A 26,857-nucleotide genomic window follows, 5' to 3' on the forward strand; every position below is an offset into this window, starting at 1 on the left:
ATTTTTATTTTATTTGACTTCTAAAAAAACGCGTCTCAAAGATAGCAGAATTCCCCACATTATCAACAACTTCTATTTTTAAATCGTTTGCTCCTTCAGCTACAATTCCATCGTTAAAGTCATGAGTAATTTTTTTAGTTTTATTATCATACTCAAATAATATCCAATTTCCATTTAAATAACCATTGTAGGATTTAATCCCTGACATGCTATCATTAATTGTAAACTGAATTTTCTTTATGTCACTTATCCATTTACCTTCAATTGGTTTTGCAATACTAATTGTTGGTCGAATTGTATCAACAACCAATCTAAATTGGCCTAAAATTCTTGACTTTGCTTTATACTCTGTACCCTTACGTGATGTAGTATTATAGCTACTACTCTTTCCGGTAATTCTACCTATATATACTTTGTCTCTAAGATTTTCAGGATATTTATCATCCTCAATAGTTATTGTGAAATTAGAATGCACTGGAACTGTATCATCATGGATGTAAATACGGTCATTTTTTACGTCAAAATTTAAATTAAAATCATCATAAAATGTTCCTGCAGGAAAAAATACAGACATATTATTTTTTGAAAAATTAGCATCTTTATTATATTTCACCAAATAATCAGAAGCTACGGATGTAGGGTTTACAAGTACTGGCAATGAATTGTATTGAACTGGGACATTAATTGTATTGGTATTTCCATAAAAATCCGAAACTTCTATACGATATGCCGAAGCTAGATTTGGAACAACAGAAAGTACCCCATTAAGCGAATCCTTTTTAATAATACTTAAATCAAAAGGAGTTTTCATAAACAACTTTTGAACTCTTTGACCTGTTTTTTTGTATCTAGAATAATCAACCAAAGCGTTTATGTATCTCATTTCATCAAATGAATAGGTATTGAACTGATATCCATAATTTGATTTACCGTTGTAAAAAGATTCTACTTTATAAACTCCATTTTTATTAAAAGAAACATCATCATAATCTACAGCAGTAATTCCAAAGCCAATTTTTCCATTTGTTGCAACGCTACTAGACAAATAAGTTCCATCTTTTTGCAATGACAAATTAAGCATTAAAGGCACTTTTGACTGGTTAACAATAGTTTTATCATCTAGCGGATAAACATATAAATTAGAAACAACTGGTTTTTTGGTGTCTTTTATATATTTATCAAAACCAAAAAACATTGGATTTATAATAAACTCTGTTTTCGAATCACGAAATTCAAAATGCAAATGCGGTCCTCCTGAAGATCCTGTATTCCCAGATAAACCTATTAATTGCCCCTTGGTAACAACCATTTCTCCAGGCTTCAAAAACATTTCAATTTCAAATGATTTCTCTTTGTAATGCGTCTTTTTTATATATTCCTGAATTGACCCTACCATACTTTGCAGATGCCCATATACAGATGTATACCCATTTGGATGGGTTACGTACAATGTTTTGCCATTCCCAAAAGTCGAAATTTTAATCCTCGATATATAACCATCAGCAACAGCATAGACATTTAGACCTTCTCTTTGATTCGTTTTCAAATCAAAACCCGCATGAAAATGATTTGGTCTTAGTTCCCCAAAATTTCCTGAAAGTTGCATCGGAATATCAAGAGGTGATCTAAAATAATCTTTAGGATAATCTGTCTGAGCAGAAACAAAATTACAAAATAGCAGAAAAAGCACAGAATATTTCATGATTTACATTTTTGCTAAGATAAAAAAAAGTTTACAAAATAATTAGGAAAATTACAAAATACAATACCTTGAATTCCATTAATTTGCTATTTTTAATGCAAAAAAATCGATAAAATATTGCATTAATAAAAAGGAATACTAACTTTGTATGATTAAGTAATGAATAGGATTTGTAATGAGTGTAATTGCCGAAATAATTGATACTCTTGAATATAAAGTTGAAAAACTTTTTGCGAAGCTAAAAGGTTTAGAAAACAACAATCAAGAACTAAAGTCAGAATTAACAGAAGCTAAACAGACTATACAAAGACAGTCCGGAGAGATTGAGGCCTTGAAAAAGCAGTATGAAACACTCAAAATCGCCAATTCTTTACTTGGCAGTAACGATAATAAAAGAGATACAAAGCTTAAAATAAATTCATTAATTCGTGAAATTGATCACTGTATAGCACAACTATCAGACTAGTAACAACATGGACGAAAAGCTTAAAATTAAAATATCAATCGCCGACAGAGTTTACCCATTAACGGTAGATTTATCGCAGGAAGAAGGTCTTAGGAGCGCTTCTAAAAAAATTGACGTGATGATAAAGCAATTTGAAGAAAACTATGCTGTACGTGACAAACAGGATGTTTTAGCCATGTGTGCATTACAATTTGCCTCTCAAGTAGAGCAAAAACAAATTGACAAAGCCACTGATAGTGATGAAACTATCGAACGAATTAAAAGATTAAATATCCTTTTAGATCAATATCTCGAAAATTAAACGTTCTTTACAGAAACTAAGATACTGCCTACATTAGTTCATATTTGGTAAACTCAACACTAACAAATTAGAATGAGCAAATCATCACTACTAAAGCATGCCCCGCTTCGGCGAGGAAACTTGAACAGTGAGTTAGCTCAAAACTTGTCTTTTCGAGTTTATACAAGCAACCTAATGTAGGCTTTTTTATATATAAATTTTAATAAACATGGACAGTATAATAACGATCATCATTTCAGGAATCATAGGTATTGCAGCAGGTTTTGGAATAGCCAAAATCATCGAAAAAAGTAATATTTCCAATTTAATCAAAAACTCAAAAAAAGAAGCAGCATCTATTTTAAAAGATGCTAATCTGGAAGCTGAAAACATTAAGAAAGATAAAATTCTTCAAGCAAAAGAAAAGTTTATTGAATTAAAATCTGAGCACGAACAAGTAATTCTTGCAAGAGACAAAAAAGTAGCCGAAGTAGAAAAAAGAATTCGAGATAAAGAATCTCAAATTTCTAATGAATTATCAAAAGCTAAAAAAACCAATGATGATTACGAAGCTAAAACACTAGAATACAATTCTAAAATTGACGTTTTAGACAAAAAACAAGCTGAAGTTGACAAATTACATAAAAGCCAATTACAGCAGTTAGAAGTAATTTCAGGACTTTCTGCTGAAGAAGCTAAAAACCAACTAATGGAAGGTTTAAAAGCGGAAGCAAAAAGCAGTTCGATGTCTTATATCCAAGAGACTATTGAAGAAGCTAAACTTACAGCACAACAAGAAGCTAAAAAAATCATCATTAATACAATTCAAAGAGTTGGAACTGAAGAAGCAGTAGAAAACTGTGTGTCAGTATTTAACATTGAATCTGATGATGTAAAAGGTAGAATTATTGGACGTGAAGGTAGAAATATCCGTGCACTAGAAGCTGCAACTGGCGTTGAGATTATCGTAGATGATACTCCTGAAGCAATTATCCTTTCTTGTTTTGATCCAGTACGAAGAGAAATTGCTCGTTTGGCATTACACAAACTAGTTACAGATGGCCGTATTCACCCAGCTCGTATTGAAGAAGTTGTTGCTAAAACTGCAAAACAAATTGATGATGAAATCATCGAGGTAGGAAAACGCACAGTTATAGACTTAGGAATACACGGTTTACACCCTGAGTTAATAAAAGTTATTGGACGTATGAAATACCGTTCTTCTTACGGTCAAAACTTATTACAACACTCTAGAGAAGTCTCTAAATTGTGTGGTATTATGGCTGCAGAATTAGGATTGAACGTAAAACTAGCTAAAAGAGCCGGTTTACTACACGATATTGGTAAAGTTCCAGATACTGAAAGTGATTTACCACACGCATTATTAGGTATGCAATGGGCTGAAAAATACGGTGAAAAAGAAGAAGTTTGCAACGCAATTGGAGCGCATCACGACGAAATAGAAATGAAATCACTATTATCACCAATCGTACAGGTTTGTGATGCTATTTCAGGCGCAAGACCAGGTGCAAGAAGACAAGTATTAGATTCCTATATACAACGTTTAAAAGACCTTGAAGAAGTAGCTTACGGATTTAATGGAGTTAAAAATGCCTATGCGATTCAAGCAGGAAGAGAACTTCGTGTTATTGTAGAAAGCGAAAAAGTATCCGATGAAAATGCCGCAAGTTTATCATTTGATATCTCACAAAAAATACAAACTGAAATGACTTACCCAGGTCAGGTTAAAGTAACAGTAATACGAGAAACCAGAGCGGTAAATATTGCAAAATAAACCATTCTCAATTTCATATTATAAAAAAGAAACTCCTCAATTGAGGAGTTTCTTTTTTATAATATATCCTATATTTTCACCACTAAGATTAAGTTTTACATCCTAATCAACTGCGCAGTACACATTCCTGACAACTATTGAGATATACAAAGGTTGCAAAATTCACATTAGAGTATATACTCCGCCTATATACGTATGACTACAGAGCTACCCTCAAAGATTGCCTCACCAGTTCACTGTTGCTCAAGTCTCCCTACTTCAGAAAAACATTCTTGTGAATATCACAAACTTTGAGCTTCTGAACGGTTACAGCTAAAAATCATCATTAAAAATAATCTTAAAAGTAGTTCCCTCTCCAACAACACTCTCTACAGAAACCTCCCCTTTCATAGATTCTATCTGGTTCTTGGTTATATACAGTCCAATTCCACGAGCTTCTTTATGTTTATGAAACGTTTTATACATTCCGAATATCAAATCCCCATATAGCCCTAAATCAACCCCTATACCATTATCTTTAATCTTTAAAGCCTTTCGCCCATCTGGCTCAATTACATAAATAAACTCAACTACAGGATCTCTATCTGGATGCGCGTATTTAATTGCATTAGTTGTAAAATTTAACAAAACACTTTCAAGATAAGCCGGATTAAAACTAATCATTACATAATCCGGTACGTTATTAAGTATTGTAATTTTAGTTTTACCACTAAATGCCTTAATTATAGATATTGTTTTATCTATGTTATAACTTAACTTAAGTGGCTTTATCACAATATTCAGATTACTCTGAATCTGAACAATCTGTGTTAAATTAGAAATCGTATCATTTAAATCATTAGAAACAGTACGCAAATGAACTAACATTTCGTCGATTGTTTCTTTGCTATGATCCTCATCTATAAAATCAAGAATACTTTTAATATTTCCAGCTTGTGTATTTAAATTATGCGAAACTATATGCGAAAAATTAAGCAATCGACTATTCTGATCACTAAACAATTTCATTGTTTTTATAAGTTCTAATTCTTTCTCTTTCTGATAAGAAACGTCAGTATGAGTACCCAAAACACGCAATGGTTTTCCATTCGAATCTCTTTCTATTACTTTGCCCCTATCCAAAATCCATTTGTATTTACCACTAGAAGTTAATACGCGATGATAGTTTTCATAAAAAGGCACTTTATTATCAAAATGTTCTTGAATATCTGAGTAATATTTAGGCAAATCATCTGGATGAACAATTTTATCCCAACGTTCAGGATCATCAAAAATATCAATGGATTGCAACTCTAAAATCTTTAGAGACAAAGACGAATAAAAAACTCTATTAGTAACCATATCCCAGTCCCAAACCCCTACATTAGATGCATCTAAAGCAAACTGAAAACGTTCTTCAGATTGTTTGAGTTGAAGTTCTTGATCTTTTAAATCTGTTACATCTGAGATTCGCCCATAAAAACTAACTTGACCATCTTGGGACCCTTCAGATTTTGAAAAAACTTTTAGCCAACGAATTCCTTTTTTTGGCAATACTACCCGAAACTCTAATTCCCAAGGAGTTAGGCATTTTCTAGCTTTAGAAAGCGTACTAATAAACATATGCTGATCTTCAGCATGCACTCTTTCGTAGATAAAAAATTTACTACGATTTGAAAATTCAGTTGTTGGTAGCTCAAATATTTCCTCCATAGACTTGCTCACCAAAGGAAAAGTATAAGTATCATCAACATCAATAACAAATTGAAAAATTAAATCTGGAATTTCAGCAAATAATTTCTTATAAAAGTTAATCAACTTCTGACAGTTTTCATCTTCATATAAATCAATAACCATAATTGCGCTTGTGTAAGTTGACTATTTTATTTATAAAATAGAACAAAGTTGATACTATTATTTAAGCCTTAAAAAAAAACATTTTTTATTTCTCATTATAAGCATTAGAGTAAATCCTCTTTGTTACAAACAATATAGTTCCAAGGTATTATTTTTTTTAAGACAAAAACAAAACTTTATAAAATATTTTAACAAAAAAAATTACCTTCTAGGATGAAAAGCATGAATTACTTGAGTTAAATATGTCCTGTCTAAATGAACATATATTTCGGTTGTAGTTATCGATTCATGCCCTAACATCAATTGTATTGATCGCAAATCAGCACCATTCTCTAGTAAATGTGTTGCAAAAGAATGCCTTAAAGTATGTGGACTTATACTTTTATTTAAACCTATTTTAAAGGCCAAATCTTTAATAATTGTAAAGATCATTGCTCTTGTTAACTGACTCCCTCTTCTGTTAAGAAATAAAGTATCTTCATGCCCTTTTTTAATGTTTAAATGAAGTCGAACCGAATTGACATAGATCAAAATATATTTTTGAGTAGATTCTCCAATAGGTACAAAACGCTCTTTGTTTCCTTTACCAGTAATTTTTATGAATCCTTCTTCAAAAAACAAATCCGATATTTTCAAAGCCACCAATTCCGAAACCCGAAGTCCACAGCTATATAAAGTTTCTACCATCGCTCGATTACGTTCTCCTTCATTAGAACTTAAATCAATAGCTGCAATAAGCGCATCAATATCTTCAACCGATAGTGTGTCAGGCAATTTTCTTCCTGTTTTTGGAGAATCTATAAGTTCCAACGGATTCGTATTACGATAGTCTTCGAAAATCAAGTAATTAAAAAAACTTTTCAAACCAGAAATAATGCGAGCCTGAGATCGTGCATTTACTTCTTTGGATACTGAATAAATAAACTGCTGAATCGTTTCTTCATTAATTTTTAACGGAGAAATTTCAATTTTATTCTGAGCTAAAAAAAGACACAACCGCTCTATATCAAAAACATAATTCTCAATTGTATTTTTAGATAAACCACGTTCTATCTTAAGATAGGATTGATAATCTTTTATATATCTATTCCAATTCATACCCACAAAGTAAAACATTTTCTGCATAAAAAAACCTTCTACCACAGTAGAAGGTTCTTAAATTATTTTTGAAATTTTAAAACTAGAATTTATAATTAAGCCCTACATTGATTGAAGAAAGTGTTCCACTATCAGAAATTCCTTTATAACCAGCGTAAATCTCAAATTTCTCAGCTTGGTATCCGAATTTTGGCTGATAGATAACTCCACCATTTCCATCACCACTACCTGCATAAATTGCATATCCTAAATCCGCACCCACAAATAAGTTATCTGAAATAGAATATTGTGCTGTACCGGCAACTGGAATAAAACCAGCGGCATCACCTTTAGTTTCAATTACAACAGCCCCAAAAGTTTCTTTAGTGGTTTTACCTAAATAAGTAGAATAACCTGTAGTTGCCCCTGCACTAAATTTATCAGTAACTTGCCATAAATAAGCAACATCAACACCCAAGTTAACTGAGTAAAAATCTTTAAAATCTCCCATAGGTAAACCAACGTGTGCTCCTACTTTGAAATGACCATCTTGTGCATTTGCAAATCCAAATGCTAAAACCGCAACAATTGATAAAGTAATTTTTTTCATTTTTTTGTTTATGTTAAAATTTATGCAGCAAACGTAAATAAGTTCAATTTAAATTCCAATAAAACAATAAAAAAACACAAAATTAACAATCTGCAAAACAAACTACCAATATATTCACATCTTCCTGAAACAAAGAACATTATCATTACTCTTCTCACTAAATTTAGTGATGCCTTATTTTTTTAAACAGTAATGCAAATTAACATTAAAAAACTTATAAAATAAAAAAAGCCTTTCATGACTAGCATGAAAGGCTTAATAAAACTTAATTATAATTGCTTAGAAATGTAATGCAAAACCAATATTGAATTGGAAAGCATTTTTTCCTGAACCAAAATCATCATTTAAGGTAACATTATAACGAACACCTGGTTCTACTGAAATATTTTTACCTACAAACCAAGCATATCCACCTTGGAATCCAACATATGAAGGATTTTCATCAGCATCTTTAATACTTGCGCCAGTATAAGAAACTTCTAATGGAAATTGATTTAATAAATAATATTTTGCTCCAACTTTATAAGAGAAAATAGTATTTGCTAAATCAGCACCTGTATCTCCATAACCAAGTCCAGCTTTTACAGCAAGTTTATCCATTACAAAGTATCCACCTTCAGCTCCAACGTTCCAAGCGGTAATTCCATCTTCATCCCATAATCCAAATGAAGTGCTTCCGTTTCCAAGCGAACCAAAACCAGTATTCGCCTCAATAAGCCATTTCCCTTTTGCAATTTGCTCTTGTGCATTTGCAAATGTAAATCCTAGAACTGCTACTACAGTTAAAACAATTTTTTTCATGTTTATTTTATTATAAAATTAATACTACAAATATAAAAATAATTTAATACATAATACTACTAAACAATAAAAAAATGAAAATTATGTAAAACTATCTTCTATATATATAAATAAAAACGTCTAATAGCGCGTAAATTTGCGAAGGAACAAGAAATTTTACTAATGATAATTTAATGACAAAAATTAAATCTTAATAGATTACCCAAGCAATATTCATCATTTACAAGCGTTTTACATACATAAAACACAATAAAATCGTTAAAAAGGAAACTATGAAAAAATTAATTTTAGTAGCTGTACTGTTCATAGCAACATAAGCAACAATGCAAGCTCAATTTTTAAAATTTGGAGTGAAAGCGGGAGTGAATTTTGCAAATCTAAATGGAGATGCAGGCTATGAAGGAATCTCAGTAAAAAAAGAAGGTATTACTAGTTATCATGCAGGTTTAGTAGCAGAAATAAAATTGTTAGATAAATTTTCTATCCAACCAGAACTTTTATATTCTACTCAAGGAGCAACATACAAAACCGCAGTAGAGGATTTTAAAAATGAATTAGGTTATTTGACAATTCCTATAATGGCAAAAATTTATTTAAACAAATCATTTAGCCTAGAAGTTGGTCCTCAAGCATCATTCTTATTAAGTAATAAAAAAGAATTTGATGTACAAGACCCTAACACATTTGAATTTGGAGTCAACGCAGGTTTGGGGCTAAAATTAACTGAGAATATTTTTATTCAAGGTCGTTATGGTTTAGGATTAACAGATGTTTCAAAAGAAGCCAAAGCTAAGAACTCAGTTTTCCAACTTTCAGCAGGATTTATGTTCTAAAAAATAATATCACATACTTTTATAAAAACCGTTCTATTTATTAGAACGGTTTTTTTATTTTTACACCACTCGATTAGTAAAATGTTTGGAATGAAATGTAAATGAATTCCAAAAAACACTACTTTAAATTATTACAAATGAAAATTATCATTATAAACGGTCCTAACTTAAATCTTTTAGGAAAAAGAGAACCTGAAGTTTACGGATCTCAAACTTTTGAAGATTATTTTAGAACACTACAAAACGCTTTTCCAAATCTAGAACTAAGCTATTATCAAAGTAATATCGAAGGGGAACTGATCGGTAAAATTCAAGAATTCGGTTTTACTTATGACGGTATTATCCTAAATGCTGGTGCCTACACTCATACATCTATTGGTATTGGTGATGCTATAAAAGCTGTTACTACTCCTGTTATAGAAGTTCATATATCTAATACTTATGCACGCGAAAGCTTCCGCCATCAATCGTATATCTCCGGAAATGCCAAAGGCGTTATTCTTGGTTTTGGCTTAAAAAGTTATGAGCTTGCCATATATTCTTTTTTATAATTAAAGCACTACATATCTTTTAACATACTTTTAATAGGTTCATTATTAAGTTCTTCTATTTTTGAAACAAGAAATGAACCTATTTATGAAAAACTTTACTCTATTTGCTTTTTTACTATTTTCTATTTCAAATTTCGCTCAGGTAAAAGGAACAATTTCTGATGAGAATGGAAATCCTCTTCCTTTTGTTTCTGTCTTCGAAGAAAATACTTATAACAGTACTACTTCTAATGAACAAGGAAGATACCAACTCAATATAAAGGAAATAGGCAAAAACAAAATCATATTTCAATTCTTAGGGTTTAAAACTCAAAAACTAACTATTACAAATATCACGTCGACATCTTATACTTTGGATGTTAAGCTACAGGAAGAAAATTTCACTCTTAATGAAGTAATAATTAACCCCAAAGATAATCCTGCAAATGATATTATAAAAAGTGCCATTGCCAACAAAAAAGAAAACGCTGAAAAAACAGGACGTTATACTGCTGACTTCTATTCTAAAGGATTATTTAAAATAAAGGATTTACCTAAAAAAATCATGGGGCTGAAAGTTGATATTGGAGAAGAAATGGCTTCTAATCTTGACTCTACCGGAACTGGCGTTTTGTACCTGTCTGAAACTATTTCTAAAATTACCTTTGAAAAACCTAATAATCTGAAAGAAAACATCATTGCTTCTAAAATATCAGGAAACAATAAAGGTTTTAGTTATAATACAGCTAGTTTGTCTACCTATGATTTTTATAACAATACCTTGAAATTTGGTGTAAATATGATTTCTCCTATTGCTGATAATGCTTTTAATTACTACAAATACAAACTCGAGGGAACGTTCTTTGATGAGAATAATAAAGAAATAAATAAAATAAAAATTATCCCGAAACGCGACAAAGAACCCGTTTTTGAAGGCTACATTTATATTATTGATGATAGTTTTGCTATATATGCTGTTGATCTTGATATCAAAGGATATCGGATTAAAAATGAGATTACACAGATAATGAATCTAAAACAAAGCTTTAGTTATAACTCTAAAAATAAATTGTGGGCAAAAAACGCCCAAAGCTTATCTTTTACTGCTGGAGCATTTGGCGTACAATTTACAGGAAAATTTAATTATGTATATACTAATTATGAGTTTCCAGAATCTTTTGAAAAGAAAACATTCTCTAATGAAATTGTAAGTTTTGAAGCTAATGCTAATAAAAAAGACGACTTGTATTGGAATACTATCCGTCCGATTCCTCTAACAATCGAAGAAAGTTCTGATTACATTAAGAAAGATAGCTTACAAACTATTCGAACTTCTAGAAAATATACCGATTCTATTGATGCTAAAAATAATAAGTTCAATTTTTTTGATATAATACTTGGTCATTTACACAAAAATACTTTCGGAAAACATTCATTTAAATACAATGGCTTATTTGACTTAACTGCACTTAGCTTTAATACTGTACAAGGTTTTAATATTGGCACTGGCTTTTCTTATAAGAAATGGAATGAGGAAAAAGGCAATGAAACTTCTATAAGCACAGCAATCAACTATGGCTTTTCTGATGAAAGATTACGTGCTACCGGAGAATTCAAACATACTTTTAACCATCAGAACTATGCTACTATTATAGCTTCTGGAGGAACTAAGGTAAAGCAGTTCAATAGCAGTGAACCTATTAGTAGCTTTATCAATTCGGTTAGTTCTTTATTTTTTAAGGATAATTATATGAAAATTTATAATCTCGAATTTGCTCAACTAGCCTACTATCAAAACATCGCTAATGGCATTACCTTAAATGGAAAAATTACCTATGAGCAACGTAAACCTCTTTTTAATACAACGGATTACTCTTTCTTTAATAAAGACGACTTATATTCTTCAAACAATCCGCTTGCACCAAATGACTTTATTAACTCTCCTTTTGAAAAACACCATTTAGTAAAAGCTACTTTGACTACGAGAATCAATTTTGGGAATAAATACATTTCAAGACCTGATGGAAAGTATAATGTTAAGAATCAAAAATACCCAACTTTATATTTAAGCTACGAAAAAGCATTAGCCGCTAGTGAGAAAAAATATGAATTTGACCATCTGACTACTGCTATACGATATGATTTAGCATTAGGAAATAAAGGCCTATTGGGAATAAATATAAAAGCAGGGAAGTTTTTTAATGCTGAAAATATAGCTTTTATCGATTACAAACATTTTAATGGTAACCAAACTCACATTGGTCAAGCCAATAGCTATTTAAATGTTTTTAATCTACTTCCTTATTATAGCAATAGTACAAACGACAGCTATTTTGAAATTCATATGGAACATAATGACAATGGTTATATAATGAACAAAATACCGTTATTAAACAAATTAAAATCAACTTTAAACATCGGATTCCATTCTCTTGAAATTCCAAATACAAAACCATATTCTGAATTTACGATTGGATTAGACAATCTTGGTTTTGGAAAATTTAGAATGTTTCGTGTAGATTATGTTCACTCTTATCAAAATGGAATAAAGCAAAACGGAGTTGTCTTTGGCTTGAAGTTCCTTACTATTTTAGAGTAATTTCAACATTATAAAACTTAGATTCTTTATATCATACAAGGAGAAGTAACACATAAAAATCCGTTTACTCTATGAAAGAATAAACGGATTTTGTTTTTTTGTCTTAGTAATTATCTTTGTCTAAGTTACCTTAGCTTCTCAGAACCTTTACCTCTTTTAATTATCCTAGTGATAATCATCTGGTTCAATATGAATCAGAACATTCCCCAATTGAGGTATTTTTTCTTTTAGTGTGTCTTGTAATTTATGTGATAACTCATGCCCCTCTTTTACCGAAATATTAGCTGATACTATAGCATGTAGATCTACATGATATTTCATTCCTGCTTTACGAATAAAACATTTTTCGGTCCCTAGAATACCTACAACAGTTAAAGATTCTATTCGAATTTCTTCGACTAAATCATCATTAAGATGTTCGTCCATAATTTCGCCCAATGCTGGTCTGAAAATTTTATAACTATTGTATAAAATAAAAAATGCTGCAAAAAGTGCTGCCCAATCATCTGCTGCCTCATATCCTTTTCCCATAAACAAAGCTATCGAGATCCCTACAAACGCTGCTACAGATGTAATAGCATCACTGCGATGATGCCATGCATCTGCTGCTAATGCTGAACTATTAGTTTGTTTACTTCGCTTCATTACCAATCTAAAAGAATATTCTTTCCATATAATGATAGCTCCTAAAACATATAGCGTCCAGGATTTAGGCAAATCATGCGGATTCTGAATATTGGCAATGCTTTCGTATCCAATAATTGTTGCTGATGTTATTAAAAACCCAACTACCAAAAAGGTAACTAAAGGCTCGGCACGTCCATGCCCGTATGGATGATTCTCGTCTGCAGGCTTGCTTGAATATTTAATTCCGAATAAAACCAAAAAAGATGAGAATATATCTGTAGTTGATTCTATTGCATCCGCAATTAAGGCATAAGAATTGCCAAAAAAACCTGCCAAGCCTTTTATAATGGCTAAGCAGGTGTTTCCAATAATACTAAAATAGGTAGCTTTTATAGCTTTTTCTTCATTCGTCATTTGAGGATTTTATCTATGCTCTCACGATTTTTGCTCCAATTGCTCTTAATCGTTCATCGATACGTTCGTATCCACGGTCGATTTGTTCTATATTCTGAATAGTACTTGTTCCTTTTGCTGATAATGCAGCAATTAACAATGAAATACCGGCACGAATGTCTGGTGACGACATTGTTGTTGCTTTTAATTGTGACTCGAAGTTATGCCCCATAACAACAGCTCTATGCGGATCACACAGCATAATTTTCGCACCCATATCGATTAGTTTATCTACGAAAAACAAACGGCTTTCGAACATTTTTTGGTGAATTAACACATCTCCTTTTGCTTGTGTTGCCACTACCAAAACGATACTCAATAAATCTGGTGTAAATCCTGGCCATGGTGCATCTGCAATGGTTAAGATTGATCCATCAATATCTGTTTTTACTTCATATCCATTTACGTGAGCAGGAATATAAATATCATCTCCACGTTTTTCTATTGTAATTCCTAGTTTTCTAAATGTATTTGGAATTAAACCTAAGTTTTCCCAACTTACATCTTTAATAGTAATTTCGCTTTTAGTCATAGCTGCTAACCCAATCCAAGATCCTATTTCGATCATATCTGGAAGAATTCTGTGCTCACAACCTCCTAAGCTTTCAACACCTTCAATAGTTAATAAATTAGAACCTACGCCTTTAATGTTAGCCCCCATTGAGTTCAACATTTTACACAATTGCTGTAAATAAGGCTCACAAGCTGCATTATAAACTGTTGTCTTCCCTTTTGCCAAAACGGCTGCCATTACGATATTAGCAGTTCCTGTTACAGATGCTTCATCAAGCAACATATCTGTACCTGTTAATCCTTCTGGAGCTTCTACACCATAAAAGTGATCTTCTCTGTTATATCTAAATTTAGCTCCTAGATTAATAAACCCTTCAAAGTGTGTATCTAATCTACGACGACCTATTTTATCTCCTCCCGGCTTAGGTATATATCCTTTACCGAAACGTGCCAAAAGCGGTCCAACAATCATAATTGAACCACGAAGTGATCCTCCTTCTTTCTTGAAAGCTTCCGTCTCAAGATAATTCACATTCACTTCATCAGCTTGAAATGTTATTGAACCTGATTCATTTTTTTGAATTTTCACTCCTAGATTCCCTAAAAGTGTAATTAATTTATTGATATCAATAATATCAGGAATGTTATTAATCTTTACTTTTTCTGAGGTTAAAAGTACTGCGCACAAAATTTGTAACGCTTCGTTTTTTGCTCCTTGCGGAGTGATTTCTCCTTTTAAAGGAATTCCTCCTTCAATTTTAAAAATTCCCATATTCTTTTTTGATAAGTTGCTAAGGTTCTGAGATTCTGAGGTTCTGAGCTAAGAAATCTTAGCTACTTAGTCCCTTAGAATCTTAGTAACTTTATTAAACATTTTTTTATTATTCTTTTTTTAGTTGCTATGGCTGTGAGCTAAAAAATCTCAGTGGCTTAGTAACTTAATTCTTTATTTCTGATTATTATTCTTTTGAAATGGCTTTGATTTCCCTACACCTTTTATATTCTTATTATTCTGAATTTTAGGTTGTACAGCTGGTGTGATTTTATTTGATATACGTTTGTTTGTTCGTAATAAATCAGTTGTATTTAGGAGCTCTTCTGAACTTTGTAAAAGATTTATCTTTCCATCTGATAGTTCATACAAATGTTCAAAAATAACATCATCTTTTACAGTATCTTTATTCCAACTCAAGTATGATTTCTTCATATGATTGGCAATTACCAATACTAATGCATTCTTCATTTCGCCTTCTTCCCATTTGTTGGCAACATCTATCATATATTTGATGTTATTACCATAATACCTGTATTTTGGGTAATTTTGCGGGTATTTTAATACATCTGGCTTTAGTTGCAATACTTCACGAGATGGTATTGGGTATGGTGAATCAACATCTAATTTAAAATTAGACATAATAAAAAGCTGATCCCAAAGTTTGTGTTGGAAATCGGGGACATCACGCAAATGCGGATTCAAACTTCCCATTACTTGAATAATATATTTGGCCGCTTTGTTGCGTTGTTCAACATCTTCAATAGCAGTAGCCTGATCTATCAATTTTTGCAAATGACGACCATATTCTGGAATGATTAAATGTTGTCTTTCAGAATTATATTCTAAATTAAAAACAACATCATTCGCATTTTCTTTTTTATATTTTTCGATCATAATTATAGTGAAACTATACCCTCAATTACAGAAACTTCTTGGTATTTACTGATTACTTCATCTGAGCTTTTCATAGTAACATCTACCGAAACACTGGTAAACTTACCTGTTTTAGATTTTGTAGTTTTAATTACTGCTCCCATGCAATCAAAAGCTTTCTCTACGCGCTCAACATTATCGCCTACTGAAGGCATAATGAATTTATACAAATACTCTGCTGGCCAAGTGTTACTATTGTCCAACTCAACCTTTAATCTTTCGTAAAATTCAGCGGTGGTTTTTTCTTTATCTTCGTCCATTCTTTCATTAAAATAAACGCAAATATACGGTTTTGAACTGAGAATTTATATTTAGCATTTGGGAATTTTTCACAATACGAAACATTAATTAGAATTCGCTTTATTTTCCTATTTAACAACATTAAATTATGTTGCCTAAAATTGTTAAATAATAGATTTTAGTCTATCCTCTTTTATTCTTTTATCTTTGATTAATTGAATATGCTTTATAATAAAAAATACAACCACAATGAAAACGCCTTATCTCTATTTGTTAGTTGCTATATATTTTTTCTCAAATCCCATTACCGCACAAGAAATCAAGTCATTAACATATTTTAAAAACGATTCCACTAAACTGGAACTTGATTTGTATCTACCTTTAAAAAAAACAGATAAAAAAACACCTCTTGTTATTTTCGCTCATGGTGGCGGATTTTCGGGTGGAGATCGTTTTGGTGAAAAGAATTTCGCTAACAGCCTTGCTGAAAAAGGAATTGCTGTTGCAAGTATTTCATACACTTTATATATGAAGGGAAAAGATTTTGGATGCAGCTCAACACTATCTGAAAAAATTAAAACCATACAAATTGCTGTTAGTGATACTTGGCAGGCGACTTCATATTTGATTAAAAATAAAAACATATACAATATTGATGATTCTAAAATATTTATTGCAGGAATTAGTGCTGGCGGCGAAATTAGCTTTCATGCTGCTTTTTGGGATTATAAATTGATGAATTTATACTCTGATAATTTACCAAAAAACTTTAAGTACAAAGGTTTAATTGGAGGGTCTGGAGCTATTATGAATATAGATTTGATTACATCTAAAAATGCAATTCCGATGCTGCTTTCCCATGGAAGCGAAGACCCTACAGTGCCTTACGCAACAGGCTCGCATCGCTCCTGCCCTACGGACTCTCAAGGCTATATGAGTCTTTCAGGCTCTTATTCCGTTTACAACCGTATGACTTCACTAAATAAAAACATTAAACTTATTACTTCTTGTGGTGCTGGACATGAATTTTGTGGTTATTTATTTGAAAAAGAACCAGATTATGTTTTAGACTTTATAAATGATGTGATTGCAAAAAGAAAATTTGAATCACACATTATTATCTCAAATACTAAGAAATTAAAAGAGCCATCACAATATTTGTTTTGCAACTAGAATAATTTCATCATTATACATCAAGTTTCATTACAACTAAACTTGATTTTTCACATTTATATTAATGGTAAAAAAAGCAGATTAGCAAGTATAACTTTATGCTAGATCTATTTTAAACTAATTAATACAAGTATCAAAACCACAAGCCCATTTGCCCCGATAGGAGTAAAAACCTATTTTATTCTTTCTTTAAAAAAGGTAAAAGCTGACACAAACACCAGGAAGTTTACTTACTAAAAAAAATAATCGTTCACTTCTGAAAAAATAATCTTGCGTAATACCAATAAGTTTAGGTAAATTTGCACTTTATTTTTAGAAAGTGCAGAAAGAAATTATTGTTATTATTGGTGGCCCAGGTACGGGAAAGTCTACAATTATTGATGGTTTGGTAGCCGATGGATATTGCTGTTATCCCGAAATTTCTAGACAAGTAACATTGGAAGCTCAAAAAGAAGGAATCGAACAACTGTTTCTAGAAAAGCCCTTGCTATTTAGTGAGAAGTTGCTTGAAGGAAGAATAAAGCAATTTGAAAGCGCTCAAGAAGAAGCTGCAGAAGTAGTTTTTATTGACCGAGGAATTCCTGATGTTGTTGCTTATATGGATTATATAGGTGATGAATATCCGAAACACTTCAAAACAGCATGTGAGGTTTGCAAATATTCTAAAATTTTCTTGCTTCCACCTTGGGAAGAAATCTACATGAGTGACGGCGAACGTTACGAAAACTTTGAACAAGCAAAAACAATTTACAGTCATCTAGTAGAAACGTACAAAAAATACGGCTACGAACTAATTGAGGTTCCAAAAGATACTGTGCCTAACCGAATTCTTTATATCTTAGATAAAATTTAGTCAGAGTCTTTAAGGTTGGTAAAACTAGAAGCTGTATTCTAAATTGTTAACTTTAATCCTGACAAATGCAAGAAGCATTAGCAATTCTTCAAAAATACTGGAAACATGATAGTTTCCGTCCTTTACAAAACGAAATCATCGATTCAGTTTTAAACGGTGACGATACTTTTGCCCTGTTACCAACTGGCGGAGGGAAATCAATTTGTTTTCAGGTTCCATCAATGATGAAGGAAGGAATCTGCCTTGTAATTTCACCTTTGATTGCCTTAATGAAAGATCAAGTCGCTAATTTACAAAAACGCGACATCAAAGCAATTGCTCTTACTGGCGGAATCAATACTGAAGAAATTATTAATCTTCTGGATAATTGCCAATATGGAAATTACAAATTTTTATACCTATCTCCTGAACGACTTCAATCGGACTGGATTCTTGACCGTGTAAAGAACTTACCAATAAATTTTATTGCAATAGATGAAGCGCATTGTGTTTCGCAATGGGGACATGACTTCCGTCCAGCCTATCTTAAAATTTCAGAGCTGAAGAAATTTTTTCCTAAAATTCCTTTCCTTGCTTTAACCGCTACAGCAACTCCAAGAGTTATTGAAGATATCAAAACCCAATTAGGACTAAAAGACACTAAACTTTTCCAGCAATCATTTGCCAGAGAAAACATTGCATATATGGTTTTTGAAGTCGAAGACAAACTATATAGAACGGAACAGATTTTGAAAAAAAACCCACAGCCTTCTATTATATATGTCCGGAACCGTAAATCTTGTTTAACGATTTCGGCTCAATTACAATCTTTAGGCTTTAAAGCTACCTATTATCATGGTGGTCTTTCGACTAAAGAAAAAGATAAAAACATGCAATTATGGATGAATGAAAGTGCACAAGTCATTGTTGCTACAAATGCATTTGGAATGGGGATCGACAAACCGAATGTAAAAACCGTAATTCATACCCAATTACCCGAAAATATTGAAAACTACTATCAGGAGTCTGGTCGCGCAGGACGTAATGGTGAAAAATCTTACTCTCTTTTGCTTACTAGTTCATCGGATACTGCTAATGCTGAAAGTCAGTTTATACAATCTTTGGCTGATAAAAAATTTCTAAATACGATGTATATCAAGCTTTGTAATTATTTCCAGATTGCCTACGGCGAAGGAATTAATGAAGAGTTTGCTTTTAACCTAAACCATTTTTGCCATAAATACGATTTCCCTACTCTAAAAACATACAATGCATTACAGTTTCTAGATCGCCAGGGCATTATTACTTTATCTCAAGGTTTTTCGGAAAAAATCACCATGCAGTTCCTTATTGAATCTAAAGAAGTAATTCGATATATAAGTCTTAATTCAAATGATGAGGAAATCATTCTTGCCATTTTACGCACTTATCCAGGTATTTACGAAATGAAGACTCCCTTCAACTTACAGCTTATTGCTAAAAAATCGAGCAGTACAGAAACTGAAGTTCATGCTGTTCTTCAAAAACTAAAAGAAAAAGAAATCATCGAATATAACAGCAAAAACAATGATGCTTCTATATTATTCAATGAAGTACGTGAAGACAACTATACAATTAATAGAGTTTCGAAATACCTAGAAAAACAAAACAACCTAAAAAAAGACCAATTAAAATCAGTTTTAGATTATGTAAAGGAAAATAAAACATGTAAAAACAAGTTAATCTTAGATTATTTTGGAGAAAAAACAACCACAGATTGTGGCATATGCTCTTATTGTATTACTAAGAAAGTAAAAAAAACTAACAATTCTATTACACAAAACATTCTAGATTTATTAAAAACCGAAGAATTAAGCTCAAGAGATATTCAGACTCGAACTAATAATAGTGCAGATGATGTTGTTCATGCTCTACAAGAACTATTAGAAGAAAATCACATTATAATAAAACCGAATAATAAATACACTTTAAAAACATAATGGAAAAATTACGAATCATATTTATGGGCACTCCTGAATTTGCAGTTGGAATTCTGGACACCGTAATTAAGAACAACTATAATATTGTAGGCGTTATTACTGCGGCAGACAAACCAGCTGGTCGTGGTCAAAAAATAAAATATTCTGCTGTAAAAGAATATGCATTAGTCAATAACCTTCCTTTATTACAGCCAACTAATTTAAAAGACGAAGCTTTTTTATCTGAATTAAAATCCTTGAATGCTAATTTACAAATTGTGGTAGCATTTAGAATGCTACCTAAGGTTGTATGGGAAATGCCTTCATTAGGAACATTTAACCTTCATGCATCCCTGCTTCCAAATTATCGTGGCGCTGCTCCTATAAACTGGGCTATAATAAACGGCGAAACAAAAACTGGCGTTACCACGTTTTTTATAGATGATAAGATTGATACTGGAGCAATGATTCTCAGTTCAGAAATAGAAATAGAGCCCACTGAAAATGCAGGACAATTACACGATCGATTAATGCATTTAGGAAGTGAAACTGTTATAAAAACTTTACAAGCAATCGAAACTGAAGATGTAACTACTATAATTCAGGAAGAATCTGCCGAAATCAAAACAGCATACAAGTTAAACAAAGAAAATTGCAAAATAGACTGGACAAAATCAGCATCAATAATCAGTGATCTAATAAGAGGTCTGAGTCCTTATCCTGCAGCTTGGAGTTTCTTAAAAGATAAAGAGGAAGAATTAAGTATAAAAATATACGAGGCTAAACCTATCTTAGAAGCACATAACCTCGAAATTGGAAGCTTAATTAGCTCCAAAAAGGAGATTAAAATAGCCGTTATTGATGGTTATATCCAATTATTGAATTTACAATTACCTGGGAAAAAGCGAATGACTGTAGTCGAATTACTAAACGGAATCTCTTTTTCTGAGAACACAAAAGTCTATTAACACCAACAAAACAAGGCTACTCACTAAAAACAGCGATACTTTTAGTCGGTTTTATGAACAAAAAAAGCAAGTTATCAACAATTCAAACTAAAATCAAACAAAACGCTTGCAAGGAACGTATTTCCTATTAAATTTGTGTATTGACAATTTTTTTTAACCAACAATTAATAACTAATTATTATGAACAAATCAGAATTAATCGATGCTATTGCTGCTGATGCAGGAATTACAAAAGCTGCGGCAAAATTAGCTTTAGAATCATTTTTAGGAAACGTAGGTGCGACTTTGAAAAAAGGCGGAAGAGTATCATTGGTAGGTTTTGGATCATGGTCAGTTTCTGCAAGAGCTGCTAGAGACGGTAGAAACCCTCAAACTGGAAAAACTATTCAAATCGCTGCTAAGAATGTTGTAAAATTCAAAGCAGGAGCTGAATTAGAAAGTGCAGTTAACTAAGAACAAGCTACATACGCTTTTAATATAATTAAAACCTTCCATATGGGGGGTTTTTTTTTGCTGTTTAACGATTTTATTTACGATTTTAAAAAAATTATTCTTAAATTTAATAAAAATTGTAACGATATGATTTCAGAAAAATTAAAAAAAGGACACCTACTTATTGCTGAGCCTTCAATAATTGGAGACTTATCATTTAATAGATCAGTGATCTTATTAGCAGATCACAACGAAGAAGGTTCTATAGGTTTCATCATAAATAAGCCACTAAAATATACCATTAATGACTTAATTCCCGAAATCAATGCTACATTCAAAATCTATAATGGTGGTCCAGTAGAGCAGGATAATCTTTATTTCATCCATAATATACCCGATTTGATTCCAAATAGCATTGAAATTTCAAACGGTATATATTGGGGAGGTGATTTTGAATCCACAAAAGACCTAATTAACAGTGGTGCAATTAACAAGAACAACATACGCTTCTTTTTAGGTTACACAGGCTGGGATGAACACCAACTAGAAACAGAAATGCAGAATAATTCTTGGATTATAGCTGACAATAATTATAAAAATAAAATTATCGGAAAATCACCAACCCATTTCTGGAAACAACAAATTATTGAGCTGGGTGGAGATTATCTTATTTGGTCTAATGCACCTGAGAATCCATACCTAAACTAGTATTTACACAAGACTTTCATTAAGTTTTTGCGTTAATATAGCAGATAATTTAGTTGTAAATTCCTTTTTACGGTATTTGGTTATTGGCTGAATCCCTTTTATTACGTTAGTAAGAAACAATTCGTCGGCTTTTTGCAAATCAAACGGCGATATTGGTTCTTCTACAACTTCTATGTCCGTTATTTTTTTAGCCAAAGCCAATACTTGTTTACGCATTACCCCATTTAAACACCCTTCTGATACTGGTGGCGTAATCAATTTATTCCCCAATAGCATAAACAAATTTTCTTGTAATGCTTCAACAACATTCTTACTATCGTTTAACAAGATACAATTATCCAGTCCATTTTCGTTTGCAAAAATACTTCCTGTGATATTTATTATTTTATTAGTCGTCTTTATTGATGATAATAACTGCTTCGTAACATAAAAATCTTTGTACAAATCGACTTCATATTGATTTTCACTAACCTGATATTCTTTATTATCTAAAGCTGTTGCATGAATTAAAAACGAAACTGTATTGTTCTGTGGCAAATAATATCCTCCATTGTTACGATATACTGTAATTCTTGCTCTTGCCGAATCGGAGATTGAATTATAATTAAGTAATGAAAGAATTTGCTCTTCAAGATATTCCATTGTAAAGTTCATTGGAATCTCCATTCGAACTATTCGCATAGAAGACATTAATCTAAAATAATGATCTTCAATAAAAAGAACTTTATTATCTACTATTTTAAAGGTTTCAAAAACGCCATCTCCGTATAAAAAAGCGCGATTTTGAATTAATAAATTATCGTTCTGTGCTACTATATTTCCGTTAAAATTAATCATAAAAAAACCCTGAATTTTGTTCAGGGCAAATATAAGTTATAAAATAGACTTTTACTAAACTGATCCGATAAGATGTTTAAGATCGGAGATTTGATTTTCCCATAATTGTTTAGCTTCTCCAAGCTCATCTTTTTCGGCAAAATCGACTACCATAAGCGAAACATCTTTTGTTAGCTCGTCTACAAGAATATGCAATTCAAAGAAATACTCTGTGTCTTTGCTGCTTTCGTCAACCCATTTAAACTTAACTTTTTCGCCCGTTTTTTTGGATGCTAAACGTGCTTTTTCCTCAGAATCATTCCAAATGAAAGTAAAAAACTCTCCACGTGAATTCACATTATCTGCAAACCATTCAGACAGTCCCGATGGTGTAGATATATACTGATATAATAACTGCGGAGATGAATTTATAGGAAATTCGATTTCGTAACGTACTTTTAGATCCATGTGCCAAATTTAATTTTTCGGAAATATAAGAATATATCTCCGTAAAAAAGAGTTTTTTAAAAATATTTTTTTTTCTTTCATTTATGCTTGTCAACTCTAAAATTATTTTTATATTTGCACCCGCAATGAGAGCCATACTCTTACTGCAATATGGCGAGATAGCTCAGTTGGTTAGAGCGCAGGATTCATAACCCTGAGGTCCCGAGTTCAAATCTCGGTCTCGCTACCAAAAAGAAAAAAACAAAACATTAGGTTTTACACGGGATAAGAGATACTTTTATCCCGTTTTTTTATGGTTAATAATATCAAGAAATTACTTTTTAAACACGAAATTAAACACGATTTGGCAATTAAAAAGAAATACTCAATCCCAAAGATTTACATCGCTAATGGTGATTTAACCAAGCAATGGTATGTATATTTTTCATACCGAAATCCGATTACAGATAGAATGGAAAGGATGCCAAATATAAATGTTTCAAACACTTTAGATAAAAAACAGCGCATTGAACTTCTAAAATCAATGAAAGATAATCTTTCAGATATGCTAAAGAATGGATTCAATCCATATGATGTAGATAATAATATAGAGGAAGAAAAGATATATAATATTAGAGAAGCTTTTGATTTTGCTCTAAACATAAAAGAACAATCACTTAAAGGTGTTTCTTTTTCTAATTTTAAAAACAGAATTCTAAAATTCAATCTTTGGTTAAACTCAAATGGTTTTGATAAAAGAAATATTACTTCAGTTACAAAAAAAACAGTGATTACTTATTTGAATGAAGTTCTCGAGAAAACAAGTCCTAGAAATAGAAATAATACTAGAACTGATATTCAAGGCATATTCCAGGTTCTGGAGGACAACGAAATAATTTTAACGAACTTCATTACCAACATAAACATTTTAAAAGCGAAACCAGAGCGAAACAAAAGTTATTCTACAAAGGAAGAAGATGCAATCTTTGAGTATATGAAGAATAACGACCCTTTAATGCTTCTATTTGTAAAATTCATATCATATAACTTCCTAAGACCAGTAGAAGCTTGTAGGTTATTAATCGGTGATATTGATTTAATCGATAAAAAGATTAGACTAAAAACTAAAACAACAAATTATAAAATCAAGATTTTACCTCAAATTTTGATTGATGATTTACCTGATTTAAGTAAGTACGATAAAAATGCTTTTCTTTTTGGTCGAAATGGAATTGGAGAATTCTGGGAAGCAGAAGAAAATAACCGAAGAAATACTTATAGTGAGAAGTTCAAAGCAATTAAAGACAAATTCAATTTAGGCAAGGATTATGGTCTTTACTCTTTCCGACATACTTTTATTGGAAAATTGTATCATGAATTCATCAAAACATTAACTCCATTCGAAGCAAAAAGCAAATTGATGTTAATCACTGGCCACGCTACAATGAAAGCACTTGATGAATATTTACGTGATATAGATGCAGTACTACCAGAAGATTATAGTGAACATTTAGTAAAATAAGTTAATCGAAATCAGATAATGGAAAAATCTCCTGATTTTTAAATACAATTTTTTCCTAAATTTATATACCAAACATTACTCCTTGGCAGCTTAAAATATTTGATAAAAGAGCAAAAAAAGAATTACCTGGAAAAGCTTTTACCGAACAATTTGGGGTGGTTACACGATTAGGATTTAAATAGTTACACTCAAAAAGTATTTTTTGAAAGAAATCACAATGTAAATCGGCAATCTCTCATTAAAATCCCCCTAAAGTCATTCTAAATTACGTAAACTTTTATTGATGTAAAAAACATAAAACCCTTATGAATAAAGGAAATATATAATATCTGTTATTTAGAATCGCTTAGCTTTTTTGGTAAAGCAAATGTGGTTTAGTAATTTTGATACAGCAAATATGTATATTTGTACAGTAATATATTTAATATCAAAATACCTTATTTTTAAACTTAATAGATTTAAAAAAAAACTAATCAATAGTTATTATTATTAAAATTAGATCTTCAGTTTTTTATTTTAAAAACATATTTAACATGAATAATTTAAACTATATATTGACCTCACTTGAAGCTTCATTAGACTTAGTAAAAGAGCAATTAATGAAAACTTTTAGCAAAGATACTTCTGTCATTGATAGAAAGGTTATAGATGTCGTTTTATCTAACCCTGATAACAAAAAAAAGCTGATAGATTACCTAGATAAAAACTCAAATTCTACGGTAGAAATAAAGATAGAAGGTGATAGCTTTTCCATTATAGAATAGTTTCGATATTATGGACTTTGCTTTTCATTCTTTATTTTTATTTATACTATTCGTTTTTCCTGGAATTGTTTTTAGAAGATTCTATTATGTTGGTGAATTTTCAAAGCAATTTAATTCAAGTAATTGGTTAAACACTTTTTACATTAGTCTTATTCCTGGGCTAATTATACAAATAATTTCATATTTTGTATTTATATCTTTTATTTATAAAAAACCGATTACAGGAAAGTATGAGTTCATTAATGTTGTGTATAATAAGTTGAAAAGCAATTCTTTACCTAGAGAGCTTTTCGATTTGAAACTTTTTTTTTGGATTTGCATTTACATGTTTGTTACTGTTGTAATTTCTTTTTTCATGGCGCAAATTTGTTGGCAACTTGTAAGAATGCTTAAGTTAGACAAAAGATTTATGCCTCTCAGATTTAATAATTACTGGCACTATTATTTAAGTGGTGAATCTCTTAGTTTTAAAGATTTTAAAGGAATTCTCGCAGGTAAGGAAGCAATTCTTACAGAAGCAGATGTTTTAGTGGATTTAGGGAATGGTATAAATAAGCTTTATAAAGGTTTTATACGCCAGCACACTATATGTCGAAATACGGGAGAATTAAAAGCTATCTACTTAACTGATGTTAGAAGATTCACAAGTTATCCCCCGCCAAACAATATAAAAGTTGTTCCAGGTCATATAATGATTATACCTGCGGAAAAAATAATTAATATTAACCTTAACTATATTACTAGAAATACTAGTAATATAGATTACAAGAGTTTATTGTTAATAGTAACTTATTTAGTTGTGTTAGGCTATTTAATGTTTAATCCATATATGTTTTTAAAAAACGTAAATTTATTAGGTGAGATTTCTGGTCGTTTTTGGTTGCTTGTGGATTGGACATTTTTGATTACTTTCTTGGAAAGATTAACAACTGACAGAAATACTCCCGATTTCTGGAAAGAATTATTTGGGTTATCTCTTATCATAATTCTAATATCATTAGTACTATTCTTTTTCTTCTTTAACTAACCTTTTCTTATAATATATTTATAACTGCATAGCTTTATTTAAACCACTCAATAGAATGTTTTTTTAATTTTAGCATTTTATAATCTTCACAATTTCAGTAAATCAGAGAGATTTAAAAAAAGCAGCTCATTACTGAACTG

Annotated in this window: 26 protein-coding genes and 1 tRNA gene; 16 read left to right on the forward strand and 11 right to left on the reverse strand. The window is 31.2% G+C overall.

Features of this window, described 5'->3' with window-relative positions; all coding sequences use genetic code 11:
* Positions 1-4: 4 nt before the first annotated feature.
* Positions 5-1,702, reverse strand: coding sequence for a M23 family metallopeptidase (locus IUY40_RS02510; RefSeq protein WP_195735320.1), 1,698 nt, complete (start codon positions 1,700-1,702; stop codon positions 5-7).
* Between the two features lie 175 nt (positions 1,703-1,877).
* Between IUY40_RS02510 and IUY40_RS02515 the strand changes: the two genes are divergently transcribed.
* From IUY40_RS02515 to rny, 3 genes are all read left to right on the forward strand, one after another.
* Positions 1,878-2,168: a hypothetical protein gene (locus tag IUY40_RS02515; RefSeq protein ID WP_195735321.1), complete on the forward strand. Its 291-nt coding sequence runs from the start codon at positions 1,878-1,880 to the stop codon at positions 2,166-2,168.
* A gap of 7 nt (positions 2,169-2,175) precedes the next feature.
* Positions 2,176-2,469: a cell division protein ZapA gene (locus IUY40_RS02520; protein ID WP_195735322.1), complete on the forward strand. Its 294-nt coding sequence runs from the start codon at positions 2,176-2,178 to the stop codon at positions 2,467-2,469.
* 208 nt (positions 2,470-2,677) lie between these two features.
* A complete protein-coding gene (gene rny / locus IUY40_RS02525) occupies positions 2,678-4,243 on the forward strand; it encodes a ribonuclease Y (RefSeq protein WP_195735323.1) in 1,566 nt (521 codons plus the stop codon).
* A gap of 312 nt (positions 4,244-4,555) precedes the next feature.
* On the opposite strand, the gene IUY40_RS02530 is transcribed toward rny, so the two are convergent.
* From IUY40_RS02530 to IUY40_RS02545, 4 genes are all read right to left on the reverse strand, one after another.
* Positions 4,556-6,079, reverse strand: a complete 1,524-nt coding sequence (locus IUY40_RS02530; protein WP_195735324.1) for a PAS domain-containing protein — start codon at positions 6,077-6,079, stop codon at positions 4,556-4,558.
* Positions 6,080-6,280: 201 nt separating this feature from the next.
* Positions 6,281-7,177, reverse strand: a complete 897-nt coding sequence (xerD, locus tag IUY40_RS02535) for a site-specific tyrosine recombinase XerD (protein WP_195735325.1) — start codon at positions 7,175-7,177, stop codon at positions 6,281-6,283.
* A gap of 82 nt (positions 7,178-7,259) precedes the next feature.
* Positions 7,260-7,766 carry a hypothetical protein gene (locus IUY40_RS02540; protein WP_195735326.1) on the reverse strand — a complete coding sequence of 169 codons (507 nt, stop codon included), beginning with the start codon at positions 7,764-7,766 and terminating at the stop codon, positions 7,260-7,262.
* A gap of 279 nt (positions 7,767-8,045) precedes the next feature.
* Positions 8,046-8,567 carry a hypothetical protein gene (locus tag IUY40_RS02545; RefSeq protein ID WP_195735327.1) on the reverse strand — a complete coding sequence of 174 codons (522 nt, stop codon included), beginning with the start codon at positions 8,565-8,567 and terminating at the stop codon, positions 8,046-8,048.
* 323 nt (positions 8,568-8,890) lie between these two features.
* Between IUY40_RS02545 and IUY40_RS02550 the strand changes: the two genes are divergently transcribed.
* The 3 genes from IUY40_RS02550 to IUY40_RS02560 all read left to right on the forward strand — a co-directional run bounded on the left by IUY40_RS02550 (position 8,891) and on the right by IUY40_RS02560 (position 12,529).
* Positions 8,891-9,400 (forward strand): porin family protein, encoded by a 510-nt coding sequence (locus tag IUY40_RS02550; protein WP_195735328.1) that lies wholly within the window; start codon positions 8,891-8,893, stop codon positions 9,398-9,400.
* A 137-nt stretch (positions 9,401-9,537) separates the two neighbouring features.
* Complete coding sequence (aroQ, locus tag IUY40_RS02555) at positions 9,538-9,951, forward strand: type II 3-dehydroquinate dehydratase (RefSeq protein WP_195735329.1); 414 nt, start codon at positions 9,538-9,540, stop codon at positions 9,949-9,951.
* An 85-nt stretch (positions 9,952-10,036) separates the two neighbouring features.
* Positions 10,037-12,529: a DUF5686 and carboxypeptidase regulatory-like domain-containing protein gene (locus tag IUY40_RS02560; protein WP_195735330.1), complete on the forward strand. Its 2,493-nt coding sequence runs from the start codon at positions 10,037-10,039 to the stop codon at positions 12,527-12,529.
* Between the two features lie 165 nt (positions 12,530-12,694).
* Here the strand turns inward: IUY40_RS02560 and IUY40_RS02565 are convergent, their stop codons facing one another.
* The 4 genes from IUY40_RS02565 to IUY40_RS02580 all read right to left on the reverse strand — a co-directional run bounded on the left by IUY40_RS02565 (position 12,695) and on the right by IUY40_RS02580 (position 16,090).
* Positions 12,695-13,570 carry a cation diffusion facilitator family transporter gene (locus IUY40_RS02565; protein ID WP_195735331.1) on the reverse strand — a complete coding sequence of 292 codons (876 nt, stop codon included), beginning with the start codon at positions 13,568-13,570 and terminating at the stop codon, positions 12,695-12,697.
* Positions 13,571-13,583: 13 nt separating this feature from the next.
* Positions 13,584-14,894: a UDP-N-acetylglucosamine 1-carboxyvinyltransferase gene (gene murA / locus IUY40_RS02570; RefSeq protein WP_195735332.1), complete on the reverse strand. Its 1,311-nt coding sequence runs from the start codon at positions 14,892-14,894 to the stop codon at positions 13,584-13,586.
* A gap of 174 nt (positions 14,895-15,068) precedes the next feature.
* Entirely contained in the window at positions 15,069-15,791 is a 723-nt protein-coding gene (locus IUY40_RS02575; RefSeq protein ID WP_195735333.1) for a DUF4290 domain-containing protein, read from the reverse strand.
* 2 nt (positions 15,792-15,793) lie between these two features.
* Entirely contained in the window at positions 15,794-16,090 is a 297-nt protein-coding gene (locus tag IUY40_RS02580) for a DUF493 family protein (RefSeq protein WP_195735334.1), read from the reverse strand.
* A 229-nt stretch (positions 16,091-16,319) separates the two neighbouring features.
* Here IUY40_RS02580 and IUY40_RS02585 point away from each other — a divergent pair, with 229 nt between their 5' ends.
* From IUY40_RS02585 to IUY40_RS02610, 6 genes are all read left to right on the forward strand, one after another.
* Complete coding sequence (locus IUY40_RS02585; RefSeq protein WP_195735335.1) at positions 16,320-17,243, forward strand: alpha/beta hydrolase; 924 nt, start codon at positions 16,320-16,322, stop codon at positions 17,241-17,243.
* Positions 17,244-17,562: 319 nt separating this feature from the next.
* On the forward strand, positions 17,563-18,096 hold the full coding sequence (locus IUY40_RS02590) for an ATP-binding protein (protein ID WP_195735336.1): 534 nt from the start codon (positions 17,563-17,565) through the stop codon (positions 18,094-18,096).
* Between the two features lie 65 nt (positions 18,097-18,161).
* Complete coding sequence (locus IUY40_RS02595) at positions 18,162-20,054, forward strand: ATP-dependent DNA helicase RecQ (RefSeq protein ID WP_195735337.1); 1,893 nt, start codon at positions 18,162-18,164, stop codon at positions 20,052-20,054.
* Positions 20,054-21,001 carry a methionyl-tRNA formyltransferase gene (gene fmt, locus IUY40_RS02600; protein WP_195735338.1) on the forward strand — a complete coding sequence of 316 codons (948 nt, stop codon included), beginning with the start codon at positions 20,054-20,056 and terminating at the stop codon, positions 20,999-21,001. Before IUY40_RS02595 ends, fmt begins: the two co-directional genes overlap by 1 nt.
* 180 nt (positions 21,002-21,181) lie before the next feature.
* Positions 21,182-21,454 (forward strand): HU family DNA-binding protein, encoded by a 273-nt coding sequence (locus IUY40_RS02605; protein WP_129539609.1) that lies wholly within the window; start codon positions 21,182-21,184, stop codon positions 21,452-21,454.
* A gap of 126 nt (positions 21,455-21,580) precedes the next feature.
* Positions 21,581-22,141 carry a YqgE/AlgH family protein gene (locus tag IUY40_RS02610; RefSeq protein ID WP_195735339.1) on the forward strand — a complete coding sequence of 187 codons (561 nt, stop codon included), beginning with the start codon at positions 21,581-21,583 and terminating at the stop codon, positions 22,139-22,141.
* Positions 22,142-22,144: 3 nt separating this feature from the next.
* On the opposite strand, the gene IUY40_RS02615 is transcribed toward IUY40_RS02610, so the two are convergent.
* Both IUY40_RS02615 and IUY40_RS02620 read right to left on the reverse strand, forming a co-directional pair.
* Entirely contained in the window at positions 22,145-22,978 is an 834-nt protein-coding gene (locus tag IUY40_RS02615; RefSeq protein WP_195735340.1) for an aminotransferase class IV, read from the reverse strand.
* A 54-nt stretch (positions 22,979-23,032) separates the two neighbouring features.
* A complete protein-coding gene (locus IUY40_RS02620) occupies positions 23,033-23,425 on the reverse strand; it encodes an START-like domain-containing protein (protein WP_195735341.1) in 393 nt (130 codons plus the stop codon).
* A 152-nt stretch (positions 23,426-23,577) separates the two neighbouring features.
* Between IUY40_RS02620 and IUY40_RS02625 the strand changes: the two genes are divergently transcribed.
* The 4 genes from IUY40_RS02625 (at position 23,578) to IUY40_RS02640 (ending at position 26,717) form a co-directional block, all read left to right on the forward strand.
* Positions 23,578-23,654 (forward strand) — tRNA-Met (locus IUY40_RS02625).
* A gap of 63 nt (positions 23,655-23,717) precedes the next feature.
* A complete protein-coding gene (locus IUY40_RS02630; RefSeq protein WP_195735342.1) occupies positions 23,718-24,926 on the forward strand; it encodes a site-specific integrase in 1,209 nt (402 codons plus the stop codon).
* Positions 24,927-25,459: 533 nt separating this feature from the next.
* Positions 25,460-25,690, forward strand: a complete 231-nt coding sequence (locus tag IUY40_RS02635; protein ID WP_195735343.1) for a hypothetical protein — start codon at positions 25,460-25,462, stop codon at positions 25,688-25,690.
* A gap of 10 nt (positions 25,691-25,700) precedes the next feature.
* A complete protein-coding gene (locus IUY40_RS02640) occupies positions 25,701-26,717 on the forward strand; it encodes a hypothetical protein (RefSeq protein ID WP_195735344.1) in 1,017 nt (338 codons plus the stop codon).
* The last annotated feature ends 140 nt before the right edge of the window (positions 26,718-26,857 follow it).

The organism is Flavobacterium sp. ALJ2, assembly GCF_015594725.1.
In the GTDB taxonomy this organism is placed as follows: domain Bacteria; phylum Bacteroidota; class Bacteroidia; order Flavobacteriales; family Flavobacteriaceae; genus Flavobacterium.

Bases quoted from the DNA above. Each gene is read 5' to 3' on its own strand.
- IUY40_RS02550 (WP_195735328.1), top strand. From the start codon at position 8,891: ATGCAAGCTCAATTTTTAAAATTTGGAGTGAAAGCGGGAGTGAATTTT.
- IUY40_RS02540 (WP_195735326.1), bottom strand. From the start codon at position 7,766: ATGAAAAAAATTACTTTATCAATTGTTGCGGTTTTAGCATTTGGATTT.
- IUY40_RS02615 (WP_195735340.1), bottom strand. From the start codon at position 22,978: ATGATTAATTTTAACGGAAATATAGTAGCACAGAACGATAATTTATTA.
- IUY40_RS02605 (WP_129539609.1), top strand. From the start codon at position 21,182: ATGAACAAATCAGAATTAATCGATGCTATTGCTGCTGATGCAGGAATT.
- aroQ (WP_195735329.1), top strand. From the start codon at position 9,538: ATGAAAATTATCATTATAAACGGTCCTAACTTAAATCTTTTAGGAAAA.
- IUY40_RS02640 (WP_195735344.1), top strand. From the start codon at position 25,701: ATGGACTTTGCTTTTCATTCTTTATTTTTATTTATACTATTCGTTTTT.
- IUY40_RS02635 (WP_195735343.1), top strand. From the start codon at position 25,460: ATGAATAATTTAAACTATATATTGACCTCACTTGAAGCTTCATTAGAC.
- IUY40_RS02575 (WP_195735333.1), bottom strand. From the start codon at position 15,791: ATGATCGAAAAATATAAAAAAGAAAATGCGAATGATGTTGTTTTTAAT.
- xerD (WP_195735325.1), bottom strand. From the start codon at position 7,177: ATGAATTGGAATAGATATATAAAAGATTATCAATCCTATCTTAAGATA.
- IUY40_RS02610 (WP_195735339.1), top strand. From the start codon at position 21,581: ATGATTTCAGAAAAATTAAAAAAAGGACACCTACTTATTGCTGAGCCT.
- IUY40_RS02560 (WP_195735330.1), top strand. From the start codon at position 10,037: ATGAAAAACTTTACTCTATTTGCTTTTTTACTATTTTCTATTTCAAAT.
- IUY40_RS02515 (WP_195735321.1), top strand. From the start codon at position 1,878: ATGAGTGTAATTGCCGAAATAATTGATACTCTTGAATATAAAGTTGAA.
- IUY40_RS02530 (WP_195735324.1), bottom strand. From the start codon at position 6,079: ATGGTTATTGATTTATATGAAGATGAAAACTGTCAGAAGTTGATTAAC.
- IUY40_RS02565 (WP_195735331.1), bottom strand. From the start codon at position 13,570: ATGACGAATGAAGAAAAAGCTATAAAAGCTACCTATTTTAGTATTATT.
- IUY40_RS02630 (WP_195735342.1), top strand. From the start codon at position 23,718: ATGGTTAATAATATCAAGAAATTACTTTTTAAACACGAAATTAAACAC.
- IUY40_RS02545 (WP_195735327.1), bottom strand. From the start codon at position 8,567: ATGAAAAAAATTGTTTTAACTGTAGTAGCAGTTCTAGGATTTACATTT.
- IUY40_RS02620 (WP_195735341.1), bottom strand. From the start codon at position 23,425: ATGGATCTAAAAGTACGTTACGAAATCGAATTTCCTATAAATTCATCT.
- IUY40_RS02520 (WP_195735322.1), top strand. From the start codon at position 2,176: ATGGACGAAAAGCTTAAAATTAAAATATCAATCGCCGACAGAGTTTAC.
- IUY40_RS02585 (WP_195735335.1), top strand. From the start codon at position 16,320: ATGAAAACGCCTTATCTCTATTTGTTAGTTGCTATATATTTTTTCTCA.
- IUY40_RS02595 (WP_195735337.1), top strand. From the start codon at position 18,162: ATGCAAGAAGCATTAGCAATTCTTCAAAAATACTGGAAACATGATAGT.
- IUY40_RS02580 (WP_195735334.1), bottom strand. From the start codon at position 16,090: ATGGACGAAGATAAAGAAAAAACCACCGCTGAATTTTACGAAAGATTA.
- rny (WP_195735323.1), top strand. From the start codon at position 2,678: ATGGACAGTATAATAACGATCATCATTTCAGGAATCATAGGTATTGCA.
- fmt (WP_195735338.1), top strand. From the start codon at position 20,054: ATGGAAAAATTACGAATCATATTTATGGGCACTCCTGAATTTGCAGTT.
- IUY40_RS02510 (WP_195735320.1), bottom strand. From the start codon at position 1,702: ATGAAATATTCTGTGCTTTTTCTGCTATTTTGTAATTTTGTTTCTGCT.
- murA (WP_195735332.1), bottom strand. From the start codon at position 14,894: ATGGGAATTTTTAAAATTGAAGGAGGAATTCCTTTAAAAGGAGAAATC.